Here is a 20,220-nt window from a genome sequence, read left to right as displayed (position 1 = left end):
GTGGCTCTTACCGTTTCCCGTCACACCATTCCGGCGGCCCATGCCGAAGCGGGTGTCGCTGCGCTCCGCCGGAGGGCCGAGGAGCGCATCGACGGGCTGGAGGGAGACCCGAGGGGATTCAACCGGGCGATGAGCCTTGCCGTCACCTCGGCCGAAGCGCATTGCCTTCTCGATCCGCGCGCGGCGAAGTTGGAGACCTGGGAAGCGTGGGTCGCAGCCATGCAGGTGGGTTCCGCGTTGTTCGCGGCCGCCACCGCCGAGCCCGATGCGGTGGTGGAATGCCGTATCGCGCACAAGGTGCGCACCATTCCGGCGACGGGCGCACAGTACTTCACAGACGCCGGTACCTGGATCACGGCCTACTGGCTGGCCGTCATCGGCCGTGACACGGAGCGGATGACGGCGCTGTGCCATGTGCCGATCACCGTTCTCCGGGATTCCGGTGCGGTGTTCGACGAGTACATCTATGACTGGGTGGACACGCTGCAGACGGGGTGGCTTCAGCGGCCCGGCATGGACGACAAGCTCGTCGCGGCGATCAATGGGACGGATCCCGAACGCCTTCGGGTGGCCGACCGTGAGCTGATGCTCAAGATTCTCTATCCGCCACTGAATCTCTTCTACCGCTATCTCCGGCAGGACTACGACGCGTTCAACACTGAGCTGGCCAAGGCGCTGGAGTGGCACAAGGAGTACTGGACGGCGGATGAGGAACGGCTGTCGGACACCTCCGGCGCGGTCGCTCTCGGCCCGCTCGCCATCACCTGCCTGGCCTATGACGCCGGTTTCCCCATCGAGGTGGAGTCGGAGTACCTCCCGAAGCATCTGGTGCAGCGCACCTGGGTCGGAGAGTTCGACACCTGAGCCTTGACGCTTGACAGCGAAGACAAGGCGATGACCGACGGCTCGGGCGACGGCGGTTCGAGGACGGGACGACGGCGGCCCCGGGGGACTCCGTGCCTGCGGGCCCGCCCCCACACTTCTGTCGGAGTCGGCGGAGCAGCGCAGAGTAGGCCGGTCATGAGAATCTCCCCGGCCGCACCGTCCTCGCCGAACTGGTCGCCCAGCTCGTGCGTCTTCCGGCACAACACCGTTCGCGCCGGCTTGCCCGCGGCCCGACCATGGCCGGTTCGCCGTAGATCCACCAAGTGGCGGGAATTGTATTCCGAATGACCTCAAAGATGCGCATCGACATCGACGATCCAGATGTGGACATGGACGACGCGCAGCGGCTTCTCTTCCAAGGGGCTGCTTTCACCGGTGAAGCTGCCGAGTACCACAGGGGAAAGTTGATCAGCTTCGATTCTCATACCGATGGAGTTCAGAACGGTCCCGTATGCGAGTGGTATCCGAACGGAGAGAAGCGAAGGGATATCGCGCATGGGCTTTCCCGTGGGGGAGCAGAAGGATTGGCATCCGAACGGCGTGCTTGCATCGCGGCGGCTCTTCAGCGATGACGGAAAGACCCTGCTGGAAGAGGATGAGTGGAGCGAAGATGGCACCGGGCTCAAGTCCTGGCGGAAGTCGTGAGCGTGTTGATCTGCACACCCCGGCTCGGTGGCCTCATCGGAAAGAGATCCGATTCGCTGATCCGGCGGGAAAGGTGCTGAGTCACGTCACCAACCGCGGACGGTGGTGGACCGGCTCTCGGCAGTTGTGACGGTGGTTCGGCGGGAGCAGCGTTCGGGCGGCGCCCGCCCGTTGACGGATCGGCACGGTGCCCTCGATCAGCGACCGGGCTTCGGCCCCCTTCGCGGGAGTCCGGCCCCTGTCGGGAGCCGGTATGGTGCCGGTGGTGTGGGCGCGGCGGACCGGCGGGGTGTCGCGGCGGAGGCTGAAGCGGGGTGGACCGTTCAGAGTTCCGCAAGCGGACGGACCCGGTGCCCGGTGCCATGGCCGCCTTCCCCCAAATTCGCGCCAGCTCCCCGGTGGTCTCCGAGGGGGGACTCCGATTTTTGCGAGCCTGAGGAGCAGGACCGGTGGCTGTGACTGTGCCGCGTCATGACTTTCCCAGTGCCAATTCGGTCCGTGCCGTGGAGGTGCTGCAACAGGGTGCCGATAAGATGATCGCCGCCTTGGACAGGGCGCCGAGCGCGTTCAACAGTGCGTTGAGTTCGGCGATGGCGGCCGCGCAGGTGCGCTGTGCGGGCGATCCGCGTGCCGCGAAGTTGGAGACGTGGGAGGCGTGGACTGCGGCGATGCAGGTGGGGTCGGCGATGTTCGCGGCGGCTGTCGCTCCCGAGGGTTCTTCGGTGGAGTGCCGTATCGCGCACAAGATGCGTTCGATTCCCGCGACGGGTCCGCGGTACTACACGCATCCGGGGAACTGGATCGCCGCTTACTGGCTGGCGGTCATCGGCCGGGACCAGGAGCGGGTGACGGCGCTCTGCAATGTCCCGCTGGGTCTTCTGCGGCGTCCGGAGGTCCAGTTCGATGAGTACATCTACCACTGGGTCGACACGCTGCAGACGGGCTGGCTCCAGCGCCCGGGAATGCAGGAGAAGCTCGTCGCGGCGATGCAGGGGACGGACCCTGAGCACTTGGTTGTCGGCGACCGCGAGTTGACGCTCAAGATTCTGTATCCGCCGATCAATCTCTTCTACCGCTATCTGCGGCAGGACTACGACGCGTTCAACGCCGAGCTGGCCAAGGCGCTGGAGTGGCACAAGGAGTACTGGACGGCCGATGAGGACCGGTCGGCGAACATCGAGGGGTTCGTGGCGGTCGGTCCACTGGCGATCACCTGCCTGGCCTATGACGCCGGTTTCCCCATCGAGGTGGAGTCGGAGTACCTCCCCAAGCACCTGGTGCAGCGCACCTGGGTCGGAGAGTTCGACACCTGACCACCCGGCGCGCCCAGGAGCCCGTTCAACGGGTTGCCCGGCCCGTGGGCGGCCGGTCCCGGACGGACGTGCCCCGGCACCGGGGAGACCGGTGCCGGGGCACGTCAGATGTCGGTGTGGATCTCAGAGCTCCGGCCGCGGACGGCCGCCGGCGAACGTCACGAACGCCGACCACGCCCCGGTGGATACGCCGAGCACGGGGCCCTGTCTGTTCTTCGAATCCCGTATGCGGACGGTGGCCGGGGTGGCCGCGACCTCGACGCAGTCGCCGCCGTCGGAGCCGCTGTGGCTGCTCTTGTACCAGTGCAGCTGAAGCGGACGGTTCGGGAGGTTTTCCCTGCTCATGCCTCTCCTGCCAAACGTTCGATGAGACGGGCAGACTCCTCGGCGTTCAGGGCCTGCGAGCGAAGCCTGCCACATCGCATACTGACGGAGCTCACCTTCGCCGGGTCGGTGATGACGGTCCCTACCCCCTGGGATTCCAGGTAGGCGATGTGCTGGTGCTCCAGCGTCTCCAGAAGAACCATCGGTCCGTTCAGCCCCGGATGGAAGCCGTGGCCGGAAGGCATGACCTGGATCTCGACGTTCCGTTGTGCTCCGGCTTCGAGGAGCCGCTGCAATTGGGGAGGCATCACCTCTGTGCCGCCTACCGCGTTGCGGAGTACCCGTTCCTCAATGATGAAGGAGACATGGACGGTCGGCGTGCGCGTCAGCAGCTTCTGCCTGCTCAATCGGGCCTCGACATGCTGCTCGATGAGATCGTCGGTGAGCGGTGGGCAGTTGCCGGTGAACACGGCCCGCGCATACTCCTCCGTCTGCAGCAGGCCCGGGATCAGCAGCGGATCGTAGGAGAAGCGGCTCACCGCCTCGGCCTCGATGAGGGCGAAGTCCACGAAGAAGGACGGGAGTTTGGCGAGGTCCACGTCGTCCTGGAGCACGCTGAGGGTGCCCTGCGCCTCCAGCGCGCGTTCCGCCGCCTCCGTGAAGGTGTCCTTGGCGGGCCGCCGGCCCTGTTCGACGGAGGCGACCTGTTCGACCGAGTAGCCCATGGCCTCGGCCAGTTGCTGCTGGGTGAGCCCGGACCGTTCGCGGTGCAGCTTCACCAGTTTGCCGTAGCCGATCCAGATGGCCGGCCGGTCCTCTTTCGCGTCGTGCCGCTTCCTCCGGCCGTTGTTTCCGTTCCCCGTACGCATCAAGCCCCCTCGTGAGTCGGTCCGTACGGACCAACCCCTCCCGCGCACCCCGGTCACGGGCCGCCGCTCGTACAGAACGGCCTCCGGCTCGTACGGGAGGGGATCGCGCGTACGCCTCGGAACTGCCCGCGCGGCATCCAGGTGTGCGCGTCCGAGGAACGAAGGGGCAGTCCACGGGCCCGGCGTCAACCTGGCCTGTCGCGGCGCACGTCATGACGGTTGCGCGGGGGGCGACCCCCGGCCGCCCCGGACGGCCGGCAGACAGCCTCCGGCGAACGGCAGAACGACCCGACCCGACGTACGACACCGAACGAGGTACAACGCATGAATCGCTCGCTCAAGCGAGTACTGGTGACAGCCGCCGCGACCGGAGCCCTGACGGCCGCCCTTCCCCTGAGCACCGCCATGGCGATCAATCAGACGGGCTGCGGGGACCGGACGGATCTCGTCAAGATCACCTACAACAACGGATCCTCGAGCGTCTGCTTCGCCAACGCGGGTGCCGTCAACGTCAGCTACAGCGGCGTGATCCGGGTGACGTCGGGCAACAACCGCCTCCGGTTCGTCTCCAACGGCCAGACCTACAGCATGGAGAAGTGGGCCTCCAAGAGGATCATCGACGGTACGCCGCACACGATCACCCGGCTGCGGATTCTCTGATCCGGCTGCCGCTCCGGCAGTGACAGCCTGTCAGGGGGCGGGGCCCGCGATCAGTTCCGCGGGTCCCGCCCCTCCGCGTTCCGGCACACGGCCGCCAGGGCCTGCGAGACGTCACCGCGCACGGGCGGACGGCGCGGACGAGGGCGGACCGGGGCGGCCGCCGAGGGAAGCCGGGCGTCGGCGCTACGGGGCCGGCCGGTGCGGTCTACGGGTCCAGCACCTTGGTGGCGAAGGCCGTCAGCCGGGCCGCGATGCGCTCGGGGGACGTGCCCTGCCGGCCGATGAGGTATTCGACGAGGTCGGCGCGGGTGGCGGCCAGCAGGGCGTGTGCGGTGAAGTCGCTGTCGTCGTCGGTGGCGTCGGGCAGCCGGTTGAGGGTGTCCTTCAGGACGGTGTGCCACCAGGCGTAGTGGTCGCCCAGGTAAGGGCTGTTGCCGCCGTCCTCCTCCAGGGCCAGTGCGAGATGCCGGTGGTCGGTCTTGAACCGCAAGATGGCCACGAGCAGCGCCGGTACGCGCTCCCGGGGAGGCGTCGAGGGGCCGAGCGGCGCGGGTCCGGCTTCCACGGCGTGGCGCAGGGGCTCGACGCGCGCCGCGAACAGGGCCCGGATCAGGCCGGAGCGATCTCCGAAGCGGCGGAAGAGGGTGCCCTTCCCCACGCCGGCCGCCGCCGCGATGTCGTCCATCGAGACGCCGCGGGGGCTCTCGCTGCGGCTGAAGAGTTCGTCGGCCGCCGTCAGGACGGCCTCACGGTTGCGCAGGGCGTCTGCGCGTTCCTTGCGCGGGGTCACCGGATCACGGCCTCTCCTTGCAAAAGCGGACCGGCGGTCCGTATATTCCGTGAAGCGGACTGCCGGTCCGTATTTTAGAGGACGGGATCTCCCATGACGCCACCCCTGACGCCCGCGGACCTGTACCGCCACAGTCTCACCCTGCTGCTGGAGAAGGACATCGACGGCTGGCTCGCCCTCTGCGACGAGCACATCGTGGCCGAGTTCCCCTACGCCCCGGACGGCTTCCCCGCGAAGCTGGAGGGCCGCGCGGCCCTGGCCGCCTACATGCGCGGCTACCCCGAGTACGTCGACCTCCGCGAGATCCTCCGGCTGGAGATCCACGAGACACGCGAGCCGGGCACCATCGTCGCCGAATGGCGCGGTACCGGCCGGATGGTGGCCTCCGGCGCCGCCTACGACATGCCGTACGTCGCCGTGGTGAAGGTCCGCGACGGCCGTATGACGCACTACCGCGACTACTGGAACCCGGCGGCGATCCCGGGCTCCCCGGGCGACGCGGTGTTCTTCCCGGCCGGGCTGGGGAACAAGCGATGAGCGCCGACCGCGCCGTCCTGGTCACCGGAGCCACCGGCAACACCGGCAGCCGCGTCCTGTCCCAACTCGCCCCGCACGGGCGGCCGGTGAGAGCCGCGGCCCGCCACGCCACCGCGGAAGCCCTCGAAAGCGGCCGATCCGTCCGCTTCGACTGGTACGACCCCGCCACCCACGACGACGCCCTGCACGGCGTGGACCGCGCCTATCTCGTCCCGCCCGTGGGCGACCCGGACCCGGGCGCCGTCATGCTGCCCTTCCTGGCGCGGGCCCGTGCGGCCGGCGTGCGCCGCGTCGTCCTGCTCGGCTCCTCGGCCATCCCCGCCGGAGGGCCGGGCGTCGGCCGGGTGCATACGGCGCTCCCCGGCATGTTCGAGGAGTGGGCCGTCCTGCGGCCGTCCTGGTTCATGCAGAACTTCACCGGCCGGCACCCGCACGCGGACAGTATCCGGCGTGACGGCGTCATCATGACCGCCACCGGGACGGGCCGGGTCGGCTTCATCGACGCCGACGACATCGCTGCGGTCGCCGTACGCGCCCTCACGGACGACACCGCCCCCAACACCGATCTGCTGCTCACCGGTCCCGAGGCGCTGAGCTACGCCGACGTCGCGGCCGTCCTCGGCGAGGTCACGGGCAGGACTGTCACGCACCGGCCGATCACCCCCGACCGGATGCGCGAGCGCCTGACGGCCCTCATGCCCGAGGAGTTCGCCGCGCTGCTGGCCGGTTTGGACGCGTCCATCGCCGGCGGGGCCGAGGACCGCACCACGGACACCGTCGAGCGCGTCACGGGCCGCCCGCCCCGCGGTTTCCGTGCGTTCGCCGAGCAGCACATGGGCTGAAGCGGCCGCTGCCGGCCCGGCAGGGGGTGCACGGCGGCCGGATCCGGCGGAGCCGCTGTTCCGTCAGGGCCCGTGCGGTGGCGGACGCACGGCCGGAAGAGATCGGCACACCACGGGGGGAGCGGCCCTCCCGCCGGGCAATCTGCCCGGGGGCATCTGTCCGTGGACCGTCAAGTGGGGCACCATGCGGGGGTGCCGGATTCCCCGACCCCGGGGCCGGCACCCCCGACCCCCACAGGGAGGCAGTGAAAGTGAAGAGGCCCGTATTGTTCGGCACGGCCGCGTCCGTACTCGCTCTGGTGACGCTCCTCGGAACGCAGGGCGCCGCCACCGCGGCCCCGTTCCCGGCACCCGCTTCCGCACCCGCAGCCGCCTCCGTGCCGGCTGTGGATTCCGGCGCCGCCGTCACGAAGCTCACCCACGCCCAGGCCACCGGGCGGCTCTCCGCCGCCGGGATCTCCTGGCGGTCGAGTGGCAACTGCAGCGACCGCAACAACCCGACCTGCACTTCCTTCGAGCAGGTCAACCTGGCGACGATCCAGGGCGCCGAGACGCTCAAGTCGGCGAGCGGCTGCGCCCTGACGATCACGGGCGGCACGGAGACGGGCCACGCCTCCGGCACGTACAGCCACTGGAACGGTTACAAGCTCGACTTCAACCCGACCACCTGCCTGTCGGGCTACATCACCGGCACCTTCACCTACATCGGGGAGCGCGCCGACGGCGCCGCCCAGTACAAGGCCGCCTCGGGCAACATCTACGCCCGGGAGAGCAACCACTGGGACGTCACCTTCTACAGCTGCGGCGGCTGCTGAACCACCGCCTGACCGCCGGCGGACCCGCCGGGTGACGCGCCCGCGTCGTACGGCGGGTCCGTACCGCGCCGGGTGCGGGACACGTCGCACGGGCCGTGCCGGAACCGCCCGGTCGAGCCGGAGGAGCGCCTGGAGAGACCGTACGGATCGATAGGGTGGCTCCCGTGGACGCGTACGGGGGAAGCGAGATGGTCGCCGTTCCGGCGGGGCGGGTGACGCTGTCGGACCGGCGGACGCAGCGCAGTTGGCCCATCGAGGTCGCGTCCTTCCGGATGGCGGCCTTCCCGGTCACGCAGGCGCTGTACACATCGGTCACGGACGAGCGGCCGAGTGCGGCGCCCGGCGGGCGGCTGCCCGTGGAGAGCGTTACCTGGTGGGAAGCGGTCTACTTCTGCAACGCCCTGTCCCGGCGCGAGGGACTGACACCCGCGTATCGCGTCCACGCCGCAGCGTCAGCCGGTACGGGCGCCGAGGACGCCGAGTGGGACACCTCCGCCGACGGCTACCGGCTGCCGACCGAGGCCGAGTGGGAGCACGCGTGCCGCGCCGGGACCAGCGGCCCGCGGTACGGGCCGCTCGACGAGATCGCCTGGTACCGCGGCAACTCGGGCGAGCGGATGCACGAGGCGGGCCGCAAGCGGCCCAACGCCTGGGGCCTGTACGACATGCTGGGCAACGCCTGGGACTGGTGCTGGGACCTCTACGACCCCGAGGTGTACGGCCCCTACCGGGTGCTCCGCGGCGGCGGATGGTTCGACGAGCACTGGAGCTGCCGCGCCTCCGTCCGGCGCCGCAGCCACCCCACCTTCCGGACCGACGACGTCGGCTTCCGCGTCGCGCGTTCCACGGCGGCCTGAGCCGGGTCCGGCGCGCCCGGGCCGGCGATGCTTCTTCTGTTCCAGCAGCGTCGTCTCCCGCCCTATCTCCCGCTGAACCACGCCTGCAACGGCGGTGATCCGCGTGCGGGCTGCCGCGCATCTCCTGTCGGCCGCGCGCAATCGCCGGTCGGGGGCGAGGCCGCCGACGGGTCGGCAACTCCGTCGGCGACCTGGGCACGGCAGCCCATGAAAGTGCCCGGGGCGGCTTGGGGGGCGGGAGGAAGGGCCGACCCCGGCCCGCCTTTCCGCCGTTGCTTCCTCGGCCTCTCGGCTATCCCATGCGGTCAGGCGGCCGTCCGATGAGGAACCTCCTATTCACTCGCTCGGGTGAACGCTTGCCCTGTGGAGCGTCGCCGGGCGCGCGGGCCGTGAGGGTGGAACTCGCCCTGCGGGCACGGGAGATGGTGGCCAACGACCTCGCCGGTCGCCGTCACCGGCCTGCGGGACGCGGCCGTGCACGGACGAACCGGGTGGAAGAGGGGGAGGCGCATGCAGCAGTTGTACGTCGTCGGGTTCGAGGTGTCGGAGGAGTCAGGGGCGTCAGAGGTGCCGCCGGCGGAGGCCCGGGGCGGGCCGGGGGTCTTCGAGCGCCTGCTGACGCATATGGAGCAGCATGTCGAGCCGAGGACGACGGGTCTGACCGGTGCCGCGCTGATGGCCGAGAAGGGGTCGGTCGACATCGCGGCGCTCTGGCAGGGCCGCCCCGACCAGCGGGTGAGCTGGAGCCCCGTCACCGTGGCGGCGGACGTCCGGGCGCTGCGGATGGAGATCGAGCAGGACCTGCCCGGGGGAGGGGGCCGGTTCCTCTGCCGGCTGACCGCCTCCCAGCACGGGGAAGCCACCGGTTTCCGCGTGGTGATGGGGCGGAAGAACGACGGGCTGCTCGCGCCGGCCCGGGTGGAGGACCTGAAACCGCCCCGGGCGCTCAAGGCGGTCATGAGGGACGGCTCGCTCCGCTGCACGGACGGGGGCGACCGGATCACGGCCGTCGTGCTGCCGGCGCTCACCGCGCAGATCCCCGTCGTACGGGCGCAGCTCCGGGACCCCGGGCGCCGTCTCCCGGTGCTCGTCGTCTCCTCGGTCCGCACCGTGGGGCCGCCCGCGGACTTCGCCCGGAAGGCCGCCTCCCGCCTCGCCGGTCTGGCCCATGTGGTGGTCGTCTCCGGCTGGCTGGCCTTCCACGCGTTCAACTCGGACGCCGGCCCGCATCTGCTGCCGCTCGACGGCGCCCGGCTGTACTGGCCCGGTATGGAGGCACGCCCGCCGTGGTGGGAGGCGGGCGACCTCCACGGTGATCACGACGTCCTTCTGGGCAGGCTCACCCGCCTCCTCTCCCCGCTCAGCGTGGTGGCCCGGGGGCGGGACAGGCTCTGGGACTCCGTCCGCGCCGCGGAGACCGATGCCCTGCTCGACGATCTCGCGGACACCGAGAGCGAACAGGTCGGCGGTCTGCTGAAGGCCCTGGACGACGAGCGGGCGCAGTCGGTCGAACTCCTGGTGCGGAACGAGGAACTGGAGAACCAGGCCGCCCGGCTGCAGATCGAGATCGCCAACCTCACCGCGCAGTTGGGAGCGTTGTCCACGCCCGCGGCCGAGCCCGAGGAGGTACGGGAACGGCCGCCGGGCGAGCCGAGGGACTTCGGCTCCGACTGGGCGCGGTGGACCGAGGTGTCCGGCGGCGCACTGGTGTTCACCGCCAACGCGAAGGACGAATGGAGCCGGTGTTCGTACCCGTATCCGGACCGCATGTGGGAGGCGCTGGAGACCCTGGCCGAGCTGGCCAGGGAATGGCGGACGCGGCGGGGGAGCCTGGGCCGGTCCCTGGTGTCCTGGATCGGTGACCGGACGCCCCTGATGTACGCGCCCCTGGACGAAGGACTCCGCAGGGCGCGGCTCCACGAGTTCACGTTCGAGGGGAGGAGGAAGCCCTACGACCGGCAGCCGCACATCAAGCTCGACGACCACACCACCCCCGACCGCGTCGGGCGCATCTATTTCGCGATCGACAACGAGTCGTACCGGTGGATCGTCGACCATGTGGGGCTGAAGCTCTACGGCCGCTAGCGGACCCCGGCGGGAGGGCGGGCGGCCGGGGTGGGGCACGGTCAGGCGTAGCCCTTGCGGGTCTTGGTGCAGCGGATGTTCTTGCCGCGCTTCGTGGTGCAGAGCTGGAGCCACACCGGGGTGCCCTCCTTGATGCGCAGATCCTTCTCGTCGGTGGAGTTCCTGCCCCCGCCGGCGTAGACGGAGGCGCGGTGGGAGCCCCAGGTCAGATAGGCGCGGGCGCCGTAGCCGTCGGCCTTGTAGTCGGAGACCACCAGCTTCTCGCGGAAGTGGTAGAAGTACGCGCCCGCGCGGTGGGTGCGGAACGACACCGTCCGGCCCTGCGCCGCCCGAGCGCTCCGCGGGTTCTGCGGGGCCTCCGCGCCGTGCGGGTTCTGCGCGGCCGGGGTTCCCTGCGCGTCCCGGGGGCTCCGGGAGTCCTCCGGGGCGGCGGGCAGGGCCGACGCGGTGCCCGCCGTCAGGGCGAGGACGGTCAGGGCGGCGGCGCCGGTCAGGGCCGCCCGGCGGAGGCCGGTGCTGTGGCACATGCCGTGCATGCGGTACATCAGTGCTCCTTCTGGTCGCTTTCGCGCACGATGCTGCACTGTGTCCGCCCGGTGAGCCGTGGGTGCGGCCGGTGACACGGAACCGGTAACTCGGTTGGGGGAACGGGGCCTTGGGGCCGGGCGGCGCATGCCGTCCGGCCCCGGCCCCCGCGCCCTACTTCAGGTACGGTCCGTCGGTGCCGACCTTGCCGGGGGCCGCGTTCGTGCCGCCGAGGTCCAGGACGTAGACGCGCAGATTGCCCTTCCCGGGGGCGCCGACCGTCAGTTCCCCGTCGGTGACCCGCCGCGTGTCGCCGGTGACGGCGTCGGTGTACGTGCCGTTCGGGATGCCGCTGAACGTGGCCCCGGCCGTGACCGTGACCAGCGCGAAGCTGTCCGTTCCGCCGCCGGTGTACCGGCGCTTGTACGCCATGTCGCCGCTGACGCCCTCGGTGGAGTACTGGCCCATCTGCAGGGCGGGGACGGCCCGGCGGATCAGGTTGAGGCGCTGCACATGCCGGGCGAGCGGCTGGGTGAGGGTGTCCGCCACCTCTCCGCTCGCCGACTCCACCGTGCCGAAGCCGGACGCCTTCACCTCGCCGGCCAGATGACCGCCGAAGTACGCGCGGCCGGTGTCCGCCAGCGGGCAGGACGGCCCGCAGTCGATCTTCTCGCCCTTCCTGAACTCGATCTCCGAGCCGTAGTAGAGCGTCGGGATGCCGCGGAAGGTCCACATCAGCGACATGTTCTCGGCCCAGGCGTCGGTGCCGCCCGCGTAGCGGTCGCTGCTCTTGTTGGGGCCGTAGTCGTGGCTGTCGACGTAGACGACGTTGTACGTGGCGTCGTTGTAGCTGTCGTCGCTGTCCTTGCCGTTGTGGAAGGCGTTGCGGGCGTCACCGAAGTTCATGTGCATGCGCATGTCGATGACGTTCATGCCGGAGAACCGGCTGTGGTCCGGGGTGCGGTACGTGTTGCCGTCGAGGAAGGCGTTCTGTGACGTCGGCTGGTTCGACGGTCCCTGCGCCTGCTCCCAGTCGTACATCTCCAGGGCCGCCGCGGCGTCGTCCGCGCTGTACTCCTTGCGCTCCTTCCAGGTGTAGAACTGCGCGGAGTGGTTGACCGAGCCGCGGTTCCACTTGTCGTTGACGAACGCGGCCACCTCGCCGAAGACGAAGAAATTGCGGGCCGCCCCGGCGCCGTGCTTCGCCGTCACCCGCTCCCGGATGGCGGGGAGGAAGCGGCGGTTCCAGGTGGTGCGGGGGATGTGCACGGCGGTGTCGACGCGGAAGCCGTCCACGCCCATGTCGATATACCTGTTGTAGGCGCCGATCAGGTAGTTCTGCACCTGCGCCTTCTCGGTGTTGAAGTCGGCGAGGTCGTCGTGCAGCCAGCAGGAGCGAGAGTCCTCGCCCTCCCAGTTCCCGATCCAGCAGTCGTGGTAGTACGTCTTCGGGAACATGCCCGAAGTCGGACTCGGCCACTGGCAGTTGTAGAGCCTGTAGCCCTCGGGGGAACGGCCGCCGGTCGGCTTGCCCCAGTTGAGGCAGGTGTTGCCGGAGGGTTCCCCGGTGGACCACAGGTCGCCGTTGTAGTACGACTTCCCGGACTTCGGCTCGACGGTCAGGCCGTCGTACGCGAAGCCGTCGTTCGGCTCGTCGTAGTACCAGCTCCAGTCGGTGTCGCGGACTCCGTAAACGGTCGGGGTGAACAGGCCCTTGGCGCCCCAGCGGGAGCTGTGGTTGTACACGACGTCCTGGTAGATCTTCATGCCCTTGGCGTGGGCCGCGTCGATCAGGTCCTGGTACGAGGCCCCGGCGGACTCCAGGCGGGGGTCGACCCGGTAGAAGTCCCAGCCGTGGTAGCCGTGGTAGTCGTAGTCGGAGCGGTTCAGGACGACCGGGGTGATCCACACGGCCGAGAAGCCGAGCCCTTTGATGTAGTCCAGTTTGTCGACCAGGCCCTTGAAGTCGCCCCGGAACATGGGGTCGTCGTGGGCCGCGTTGCCCGACTTCTCATGCCGGCTGCCGCCCCGGTTGTTCGCCGGGTCGCCGTCGTTGAAGCGGGCCGTGAGGACGAAGTAGACCGGGTCCTTGCGCGGATCGGTGCCCAGCGGCTGCCCGGCGGCGGGAGCCGTCGGCTTCGCGCCGGTGGTGGCGGTGGCCGGGGACGAGGCGGCGGAGACGTTGCCGGCCGCGTCCACGGCCCGGACGGCGTAGGAGTACGCGGTCTGCTCCTCGAGGTCCGTATCGGAGAAGACGGTGGAGCCGGTGTCGGTGACGAGGGTGCCCCTGCTGCCGCCGGTGCGGGTCACCTGGTAGCGGGTGACCGCGCGGTCGTCGGTGGACGGCTCCCAGGTGAGGACGACCGAGGTGCCGTCGGCCTCGGCGGTGACACCGGACGGGACGGACGGCGCCTCGGTGTCCGGGGTCTCGGCGGCGCACGGGTCTCCGGCGCCGCCCGTGACGGTGCCGTTCTCGACGGTGCTGCGGCCGGACGGGATCGTGTAGTCGGTGCCGTCGTTGTTGTCCCAGACGCCGTTGCCGTTGTTGAAGGCGGCCCGCAGCTTCGTGGCGCCGCCGAGATCGACGGACTTGCGCATCCATCCGGTGCAGGCCGGTTCCATGCCGACGCCCGGGACGGTGGTCCAGGCGCCGCCGTCGGGCCGGTAGTGGAGGTTCGCCGTGGTCCAGCCGACGGTGGAGGTGGCGTAGTAGACGGTGGCGGTGCCGGCCGTGCCGCCGGTGTCCTCGGTGCCACCGCTGTCGCTGTCGTCGTCGGGTGCCGGGTCCGGTTCCGGGTCGGGGTCCGTGCCGGCGCACGGGTCGCTGTGGGCCACCGTCCCGTCCCTGACCGTGATGGCGCCGGTGCCCAGGTCGTAGTCCTCGCCCGCGTTGTTGTCCCAGGTGCCGGAACCGTCGGTGAAGGCGGCCCGGAGGCCGGAGGCGCTGCCCAGGTCGACGGTCTTCTTCACCCAGTCCGTGCAGGCTTCCTCCATCGCCTCACCCGGAGCGGTCGTCCAGGAGCCGCCGTCCGGGGCGTAATGGAGGTGGTACGCCTGCCAGTTCCTGGTCCTGGTGGAGTAGAAGACCGTCGCGGTGTTTTTTTCCGTGGTGGTGGCGCCGGTTGTCGTGGAGGTGGCCGAGGACGGCGCGCGGGCCGGGGTGTTCCCGGTCGCCGGGGTGGCGGCGAGAAGGGCGGGCAGCACGGAGGCCGCCGCGACTGCCGCGAGGGCGCGCGCGAGTGGCCGGTGCGGGGTGGGTTTCATGCGTGCTCCAGGGGGGCGGAGGGCTGCCGCGGCCCGGGGTGGCCGCGGTTGACCGACTGACGGGCACGGACCCCGAGGGGGTGCGGCGTCCGCGCGACTTCGCCGGGAATCCCTGACGCGCCTCCGGGTTCTGGCGAGCACTGCTCGTACGGCCCGCAGCGTGATGGAACTTGCTGCAAGCCGTTGCACCGAGATTGCCCGTACATGACAGTTCCGTCAACAGCCGTGCCATGAGCGGAACTTGGACCACTGCCGACGGCCGAGGCGGCGGCACCGGACCGGGGCGGAGCCCGGGCCGGGACAGCGGGCGGGCGGGAGAGGGCAGAAGGGTCGGCACCCCGGCACCCGATGCTGCCCATGCGCCCATGGGCCCGGTGGTGCGCCCTGGTGGAGGATCTTCCGCATTCCGTGGATCCCCGCCCTCCGGGGAGGGCTCTCCCGGGAGGACTCGCGGCGGTGCCGCCGGCCCGCCGCCGACCGTTCCAGTCCACTGTGTCCCGCGCGCTCCGCGCGCCGCGATGAGGAGTTCCGCATGCACGAGGAAAGCCCGGCCGGGAAAGCCGTTCCGTCGTCCGAGGACGTCGGACGGCTCTACGACGAGAACACCGACGTCGTCGACGGCGCGGCGGGCGGCAACATCCACTCCGGATACTGGGAGAGCGAGGACGACCACAGTTCTCTGGACGAGGCGACGGACCGGCTCACCGATCTGGTTACCGGCCGGCTCGCCGTGGAACCGGGGCAGCGGCTGCTCGACATCGGATGCGGCACGGGCAACCCCGCATTACGCGTCGCCGCCCGCGATGAGGCGAAGGTGGTCGGGATCTCCGTCAGCCGGGAGGAGATCGCGCTCGCCCGGGCCCGGGCGGCCGAATCCGGGCTCACCGGCCGGGTGTCGTTCCAGTACGCGGACGCCATGGCACTGCCGGTCGGGACGGAACCCTTCGCGGCGGAGTCCTTCGACGGGGCCTGGGCGATCGAGTCGCTGATGCACATGTCCGACCGGGCCGGGGCCCTCGCCGGCGCCGCCCGGGCGCTGCGGCCCGGCGGGCGGCTGGTGGTCGCCGACGTGCTGCTGCGGCGTCCGGTCCACGGGGAGACCGCGGCGTTCGTCGAGCAGATGTGCCAGGCGTTCCAGGCACCGGGGCTGCCCGGGCCGGAGGAGTACCAGGACGCCGTGCGGCGGGCGGGGCTGGAGCTGCTGGAGTTCACGGACATCGGGGAGAACGTCCGCCGCACCTACCGGGCCTTCGCGCGGATCCTGGCGGAAGCCGACGGCCACGGGGCCACGGCGGGGGCGGAGGGAACGGCGGGGAAGCCGCGGAGGACGACGGGAACGAGTTCCTCGGCTCCGCGGATGCCCTGCCCCGGTTCGGGGACCTGCCGGAGATCGGCTACGTCCTGCTCGTCGCGCGGCGGCCGTTGGCCTGAGCACGGCTCCCGGCGGGGCCCGGTGGCTCGGCGAGCGCGCCTGCCCCCTTCTCTGCCCGGGGAGGGAGAGAAGGGGGCAGAGCCGGGGAGCCGGAGGGGGCCTCAGGTGACGAACAGGCCCGCGGCCCTCATCTCGCCGACCGAGCGGTCGAAGCTCCGCAGGACGCTCGCCACGTCCTCGTCCGTGTGGGCGGCGGAGATCAGGAACGCGTGCAGTTCCGGCAGGTAGACGCCGTACATCCGCATCCAGTACGCGAGGGCCGTGGTGGCGCGGAAGTTGACGCCGTGGAGGCTGTCCCGGAAGTACGGCAGATCCTTGTGGGTGAAGGCGAGGGAGAAGACGGAGTGGCGGGCCCTCAGCCGCATCGGGACTCCGTGGTCCTCCGCGACCGCCCGCATGCCGTCGGCCAGCAGCTCCGTCCGGCGCTCCAGGTCCGCGTAGACACCCGGGTTGTCCCGCAGATGGGTCAGGGCGGCGAGGCCCGTACTGCAGGACAGGTGGTTGCCGCTCATCGTGCCGCCCAGGAAGCCGCGTTCCTCGGCGTCGCGGAACGGGTCGCCGGTCGTGCGCCCGTACTCGATCATCTCCGCCGTGCCCACCAGCGCGCCGCAGGGCAGCCCGCCGCCGATGATCTTCCCGAGCACGGTGAGGTCCGGGGTGATGCCGGTGAGCGTCTGCACCCCGCCGTACGCCACCCGGAAACCGGAGACCACCTCGTCGAACACCAGGGGGATGTCCAGTTCGGTGCAGAGTGCGCGGAGCGCGGCCAGATAGTCCCGGTCGATACCGCCCGCGGTCGTCGGCAGCGGTTCGACCAGCACCCCGGCCACGTCGGAGGCGTTGCGGCGCAGGATGTCCAGGCTGCGCGGGTGGCCGAACTGGAGGACGAGGGTGTCGCGGACCGTCCCCGCGGGTGTGCCCGGGCAGCCGGCGACCGCCTCCGGCGCGTCCCTCGGCCCCGCCACCCGGAACCAGGAGCTCACCATCGCCTGGTCCGAGAAGCCGTGGAAGTGCCCCTCGAACTTGGCGATCCGGCGCGCCCCCGGGCGGCGCACCCGGCACAGCCGGATGGCGTGCAGAGCGGACTCCGTACCGGAGTTCGAGAACACCGCCCGGTCCGCGCCCGGGAAGGCGTCGGTCAGGAGTTCGGCCAGGGCCACCTCGGGCTCGTGGCCGAGCGCGTTGATGTTGCAGGTGGCGGCCGCCGAGCGCAGCGCCTCCCGCACGACGGGGTGGCCGCGGCCCAGGAGAGCGGGACCGCCACCGCCCGCCAGGTCGATGTACTCGTTGCCGTCGAGGTCGGTCAGCCGCGCCCCGCTGCCCCCGGCGATGAACAGGGGGTAGGCGCTGGGGAAGAAGTAGCGGTCGAGGTGGGTCGGGGCCACCAGGGACCGCCGGGCGCGGTCGCGCATCGCGAGCGACTTGGGCGTGGCCGCCGCGAAGTACGCGTCGAAGCGCTCCTTCACCGCGCCGCTGAGGGAGGTCGAGTAGCGGTCGGCGAAGCGGCGCGTGTTCTCCCAGATGTCGAGCTCCGGGTCGATCTGGGCCATGAAGCCCTCGCAGGAGAGCATCGCCAGCTCGCCCTTGGTGTAGGCGGCCGTGTACGAGACGCCGTGGCGGCGCAGCACCTCGCTGACGTCGCGGAAGAAGTCCGTGCCCGACCAGCGGTCGGAGGCCGTCTCGAAATGGTGGACGAAGACCTCCTTGAGGGCGGTGGTGTAGGACTCGTCGGCCAGCAGGGTCTCCGCGGCGGTCGGGGGGCGGGAGGCTGCGGTGCCGGTGCCGGTGCCGGTGGCGGTCGCCGCCCCGGTCCCCGTCTTCCCTCTCGTCCTCCTCCGCTTCTTCCGGCCGGCGTCCGTCTCCACGAAGTACTCCGTGAAGCGGCGGACCGCCAGATCCCAGCGGTGGTGGATCGCCGCGTTGTTGAAGGAGACCAGCCCCCACTTCTCGGCCTCGGTGTAGTAGGCGGTGATGCCGAAGTCGATCAGGGTGAAGCGGCCGTCGCGGGTGAGGAGGATGTTGCCCGGGTGCATGTCGCCGTGGCAGGTGCCGTCGAGGTACAGCATCGTCAGCAGGATGTCCTGGAGCCGGCGGGCGAGCTCCCTCGGCGGGACGTCCACCTGTGCGAACTCGCTGCCCCTGATCCCCTCCACGTACTCCATGACCAGCACCCGGTCGGTGGAGAGCTCCGGGTACGAGCGGGGGACGCGGACGAAGGGATGGCCCGCGAAGTTCTCGGCGACGGCCGTCATGTTGGCGCGTTCGGTCTCCATGCTGAGCTGCTCGGCGAGCAGCCGGCCGATCTCGGCGACGCGCCGCGGCATCCGCAGCGTGCGGATCGGCGGCAGCAGGGCGTGGGCGGTCCGGACGAGGCCGCCGAGCAGCGCCAGGTGCAGCCGCATGGAGGCCGGCACGCCGCGCTTGACCACCTTGACCGCGACGCGGGTCCCGGTACCGTCCCCGTTTCCGTCCCCGTTTCCGGCCTTCCGCGCCGCCGTCCCGCCGTCCCTGAGCGTCGCGTGGTGCACCTGGGCGATGGAGGCGCTCGCGACCGGGACGGGGTCGAAGGAGGCGAAGACCTGGCCGAGCGGTTTGCCGTACTCCCTCTCCAGGGTCCGTACGACGCGCCGCGGGCCCATCGCGCGCCCGTTGTCCTGCAGGACGCGCAACTCCGCGACGGCGCCCGGCGGGAGGAGGTCGGAGCGGGTCGAGAGGATCTGCCCGAACTTGACGTACATCGGGCCGAGGAGGGTGCAGAGGCGGCGGAGGCGGCGGCCGAGCCCGCGGCCCTCGGCGGCGGATGCCGCGGCGGTGCCGGTGGACGAGTGCGTGCCGGTGTCGCTGCCGGTGTCGCTGCCCGGGCCGGGGGCGGAGCCGGTTTCGGTGGTGGTCATGAGGCGCTCCGCGGGTCCGCGGCCGGGCCGGGCCGGCCGTCCTGTCCCTCGCCGCCGTCGCCGTTGCCGTCGTGCGCCGGGGGAGTGCCGCCGGCGGCGCCGGACCGCGGCCGGACCTCCAGGTGGACGCCGCCGCCGGGGTGCAGGGTGGTCAGCGGCTGCGGCCGGACGGGTGGCTGGCCCGGTGGCAGCGTGAAGCGGTGGCGCTGGGCGATGGCCAGCAGCACGAGCTGCAGCTCCACCAGCGCGAAGTGCTGCCCGATGCAGATGCGTTCGCCCGCGCCGAACGGCATGTACGCGTGCCGGTTCCGGTCCTTCGACCGCTCGGGGGTGAAGCGGTCGGGGTCGAAGACGTCCGGGTCCTCCCAGTACTCGGGGCGGCGGTGCAGGATGTAGCTGTTGATGTAGATGTTCGACCCGGCCGGGATGCGGTGGCCGCCGAGCACGTCCTCCTCGCGGGCCCGCCGCATGAACTGCCAGGCGGGCGAGTACATGCGCAGCGTCTCCTCGACGACCCTGCGGGCGTACGGGGTGCGGCGCAGATCGTCCATGCCGGGCGGCCGTCCGTCCAGCACCGTGTCGATCTCCTCGTGCAGCCGGGCCTCGATGTCCGGGCGCTCCGCGAGGACCTGGAAGGCCCAGGCCATGGCGTTGGTGGTGGTCTCGTAGGCGCCGACGACGATGTTGAGCACCTCGTGGTGCAGCTGTTCGAAGTCCATGCCGCCGCCGTCCTCTTCGTCGACGGCGTTCATCAGCAGGTGCAGCAGATCGATACCGTGGCCGGGCTTCCCGGTGCCGGCGTCCGGGCCCGCGGAGTCCGCAGCGTTCGCGGGGGTGCTGCTGCGTTCGATGAAGGCGGACACACAGTCGTCCATGCGCCGGATCGCCCGGCGCAGCCGCCGGTGCGCCGGGGTCGGCACGGAGAGCGGGGGGAACGGGAAGCGGAAGAAGCGGCCCAGGATGTCGTTGGTCTCCGTGAAGGCCTCGGCGAAGCGGCGTGCCGTCTCGCCGACCTGGGCGCTGAACAGCGTGCGGGTGACGATGTGCAGGGTCAGCTCGCTGAACTCCGCGCTGAGGTCCGCCACTTGACCCGGACGGTACCGGTCCCGCCAGCGGTCGAGCATGCTGTTCGTCTCGTCCGTCATGCCGTCGGCGAACCGGGCCACCACGGCCGGGCGGAACGCGGGCTGCATCATGCGGCGCTGGCGCATGTAGAGCTCACCGCCGGGGTTGGTGATGAGCCCGTTGCGCAGCACCGGGCGGACGAGCTTGTAGAGCAGCACCTCCTTGTCGTACTTGTGCCGGTTGCCGACGAGCACCTGGTGGATGTGGTCCGGGTTGTTCAGGACGATGACGGGCATCCCGAACAGCCGGAACCGGAAGATGTCCCCGTACTCCGCCGCGGCCCGCTCCAGGAAGCCGATCTGGTCGCCGCTGAAGCGGGGGCGGCTGCCGTCGGGGCCCTTCACCGGGCGGGCGACGG

Annotated in this window: 17 protein-coding genes and 1 pseudogene; 10 read left to right on the top strand and 8 right to left on the bottom strand. The window is 70.9% G+C overall.

Features of this window, described 5'->3' with window-relative positions; genetic code table 11:
* On the top strand, positions 1 to 864 hold the full coding sequence (locus E4N63_RS05830) for an immunity 49 family protein (protein ID WP_230240121.1): 864 nt from the start codon (positions 1 to 3) through the stop codon (positions 862 to 864).
* Between the two features lie 311 nt (positions 865 to 1,175).
* Here the strand turns inward: E4N63_RS05830 and E4N63_RS30485 are convergent, their stop codons facing one another.
* Positions 1,176 to 1,310 carry a hypothetical protein gene (locus tag E4N63_RS30485; protein WP_268270975.1) on the bottom strand — a complete coding sequence of 45 codons (135 nt, stop codon included), beginning with the start codon at positions 1,308 to 1,310 and terminating at the stop codon, positions 1,176 to 1,178.
* Between the two features lie 70 nt (positions 1,311 to 1,380).
* On the opposite strand from E4N63_RS30485, the gene E4N63_RS05825 reads away from it, so the two are divergent.
* A complete protein-coding gene (locus tag E4N63_RS05825) occupies positions 1,381 to 1,530 on the top strand; it encodes a hypothetical protein (RefSeq protein WP_230240120.1) in 150 nt (49 codons plus the stop codon).
* A gap of 533 nt (positions 1,531 to 2,063) precedes the next feature.
* Positions 2,064 to 2,843: an immunity 49 family protein gene (locus E4N63_RS05820; RefSeq protein ID WP_308188772.1), complete on the top strand. Its 780-nt coding sequence runs from the start codon at positions 2,064 to 2,066 to the stop codon at positions 2,841 to 2,843.
* A 123-nt stretch (positions 2,844 to 2,966) separates the two neighbouring features.
* On the opposite strand, the gene E4N63_RS05815 is transcribed toward E4N63_RS05820, so the two are convergent.
* Positions 2,967 to 3,188 carry a DUF397 domain-containing protein gene (locus tag E4N63_RS05815; RefSeq protein WP_230240119.1) on the bottom strand — a complete coding sequence of 74 codons (222 nt, stop codon included), beginning with the start codon at positions 3,186 to 3,188 and terminating at the stop codon, positions 2,967 to 2,969.
* Entirely contained in the window at positions 3,185 to 3,946 is a 762-nt protein-coding gene (locus E4N63_RS05810; RefSeq protein ID WP_374112857.1) for a helix-turn-helix transcriptional regulator, read from the bottom strand. Before E4N63_RS05810 ends, E4N63_RS05815 begins: the two co-directional genes overlap by 4 nt.
* Before the next feature lie 414 nt (positions 3,947 to 4,360).
* Here E4N63_RS05810 and E4N63_RS05805 point away from each other — a divergent pair, with 414 nt between their 5' ends.
* Positions 4,361 to 4,696 carry a beta/gamma crystallin domain-containing protein gene (locus tag E4N63_RS05805; protein ID WP_125622682.1) on the top strand — a complete coding sequence of 112 codons (336 nt, stop codon included), beginning with the start codon at positions 4,361 to 4,363 and terminating at the stop codon, positions 4,694 to 4,696.
* Between the two features lie 205 nt (positions 4,697 to 4,901).
* Here the strand turns inward: E4N63_RS05805 and E4N63_RS05800 are convergent, their stop codons facing one another.
* The gene (locus E4N63_RS05800) at positions 4,902 to 5,486 is read right to left on the bottom strand and encodes a TetR/AcrR family transcriptional regulator (RefSeq protein ID WP_230240117.1); all 585 of its coding nucleotides are present in this window, start codon (positions 5,484 to 5,486) and stop codon (positions 4,902 to 4,904) included.
* A 93-nt stretch (positions 5,487 to 5,579) separates the two neighbouring features.
* On the opposite strand from E4N63_RS05800, the gene E4N63_RS05795 reads away from it, so the two are divergent.
* From E4N63_RS05795 to E4N63_RS05775, 5 genes are all read left to right on the top strand, one after another.
* On the top strand, positions 5,580 to 6,023 hold the full coding sequence (locus E4N63_RS05795; RefSeq protein ID WP_125622684.1) for a nuclear transport factor 2 family protein: 444 nt from the start codon (positions 5,580 to 5,582) through the stop codon (positions 6,021 to 6,023).
* Positions 6,020 to 6,865 (top strand): NAD(P)H-binding protein, encoded by an 846-nt coding sequence (locus E4N63_RS05790; RefSeq protein WP_230240116.1) that lies wholly within the window; start codon positions 6,020 to 6,022, stop codon positions 6,863 to 6,865. Before E4N63_RS05795 ends, E4N63_RS05790 begins: the two co-directional genes overlap by 4 nt.
* 251 nt (positions 6,866 to 7,116) lie before the next feature.
* A complete protein-coding gene (locus tag E4N63_RS05785) occupies positions 7,117 to 7,680 on the top strand; it encodes a hypothetical protein (protein ID WP_125622686.1) in 564 nt (187 codons plus the stop codon).
* Between the two features lie 188 nt (positions 7,681 to 7,868).
* Positions 7,869 to 8,537, top strand: coding sequence for an SUMF1/EgtB/PvdO family nonheme iron enzyme (locus tag E4N63_RS05780; protein ID WP_230242365.1), 669 nt, complete (start codon positions 7,869 to 7,871; stop codon positions 8,535 to 8,537).
* 510 nt (positions 8,538 to 9,047) lie between these two features.
* Positions 9,048 to 10,622 (top strand): hypothetical protein, encoded by a 1,575-nt coding sequence (locus E4N63_RS05775; protein WP_230240115.1) that lies wholly within the window; start codon positions 9,048 to 9,050, stop codon positions 10,620 to 10,622.
* A gap of 41 nt (positions 10,623 to 10,663) precedes the next feature.
* Here E4N63_RS05775 and E4N63_RS05770 read toward each other — a convergent pair whose 3' ends face one another.
* Positions 10,664 to 11,167: a hypothetical protein gene (locus E4N63_RS05770; protein WP_230240114.1), complete on the bottom strand. Its 504-nt coding sequence runs from the start codon at positions 11,165 to 11,167 to the stop codon at positions 10,664 to 10,666.
* 154 nt (positions 11,168 to 11,321) lie between these two features.
* Positions 11,322 to 14,411: a carbohydrate binding domain-containing protein gene (locus tag E4N63_RS05765; RefSeq protein WP_230240113.1), complete on the bottom strand. Its 3,090-nt coding sequence runs from the start codon at positions 14,409 to 14,411 to the stop codon at positions 11,322 to 11,324.
* 532 nt (positions 14,412 to 14,943) lie between these two features.
* Between E4N63_RS05765 and E4N63_RS30480 the strand changes: the two are divergent.
* Positions 14,944 to 15,624 (top strand): annotated as a pseudogene (locus tag E4N63_RS30480) (cyclopropane-fatty-acyl-phospholipid synthase family protein); the annotation flags it as partial.
* 320 nt (positions 15,625 to 15,944) lie between these two features.
* On the opposite strand, the gene E4N63_RS05755 reads toward E4N63_RS30480, so the two are convergent.
* Both E4N63_RS05755 and E4N63_RS05750 read right to left on the bottom strand, forming a co-directional pair.
* The gene (locus E4N63_RS05755; protein ID WP_268270974.1) at positions 15,945 to 18,737 is read right to left on the bottom strand and encodes an aminotransferase class III-fold pyridoxal phosphate-dependent enzyme; all 2,793 of its coding nucleotides are present in this window, start codon (positions 18,735 to 18,737) and stop codon (positions 15,945 to 15,947) included.
* Positions 18,734 to 20,206, bottom strand: coding sequence for a cytochrome P450 (locus E4N63_RS05750; RefSeq protein WP_230240111.1), 1,473 nt, complete (start codon positions 20,204 to 20,206; stop codon positions 18,734 to 18,736). Before E4N63_RS05750 ends, E4N63_RS05755 begins: the two co-directional genes overlap by 4 nt.
* Between the last annotated feature and the right edge of the window lie 14 nt (positions 20,207 to 20,220).

Origin of the sequence: Streptomyces sp. MNU89, from assembly GCF_020982505.1 — a bacterium.
Lineage (GTDB): Bacteria > Actinomycetota > Actinomycetes > Streptomycetales > Streptomycetaceae > Streptomyces > Streptomyces xinghaiensis.
Note: the sequence above shows the minus strand (reverse complement) of the source record. Positions and strands in the feature narration are given on the sequence as shown.

Coding starts and splice junctions, on each gene's coding strand:
- E4N63_RS30485 (WP_268270975.1), bottom strand. CDS start 1,310: ATGAGAATCGAAGCTGATCAACTTTCCCCTGTGGTACTCGGCAGCTTC.
- E4N63_RS05825 (WP_230240120.1), top strand. CDS start 1,381: ATGGGCTTTCCCGTGGGGGAGCAGAAGGATTGGCATCCGAACGGCGTG.
- E4N63_RS05820 (WP_308188772.1), top strand. CDS start 2,064: ATGATCGCCGCCTTGGACAGGGCGCCGAGCGCGTTCAACAGTGCGTTG.
- E4N63_RS05815 (WP_230240119.1), bottom strand. CDS start 3,188: ATGAGCAGGGAAAACCTCCCGAACCGTCCGCTTCAGCTGCACTGGTAC.
- E4N63_RS05805 (WP_125622682.1), top strand. CDS start 4,361: ATGAATCGCTCGCTCAAGCGAGTACTGGTGACAGCCGCCGCGACCGGA.
- E4N63_RS05795 (WP_125622684.1), top strand. CDS start 5,580: ATGACGCCACCCCTGACGCCCGCGGACCTGTACCGCCACAGTCTCACC.
- E4N63_RS05790 (WP_230240116.1), top strand. CDS start 6,020: ATGAGCGCCGACCGCGCCGTCCTGGTCACCGGAGCCACCGGCAACACC.
- E4N63_RS05780 (WP_230242365.1), top strand. CDS start 7,869: ATGGTCGCCGTTCCGGCGGGGCGGGTGACGCTGTCGGACCGGCGGACG.
- E4N63_RS05775 (WP_230240115.1), top strand. CDS start 9,048: ATGCAGCAGTTGTACGTCGTCGGGTTCGAGGTGTCGGAGGAGTCAGGG.
- E4N63_RS05770 (WP_230240114.1), bottom strand. CDS start 11,167: ATGTACCGCATGCACGGCATGTGCCACAGCACCGGCCTCCGCCGGGCG.
- E4N63_RS05765 (WP_230240113.1), bottom strand. CDS start 14,411: ATGAAACCCACCCCGCACCGGCCACTCGCGCGCGCCCTCGCGGCAGTC.
- E4N63_RS05755 (WP_268270974.1), bottom strand. CDS start 18,737: ATGACCACCACCGAAACCGGCTCCGCCCCCGGCCCGGGCAGCGACACC.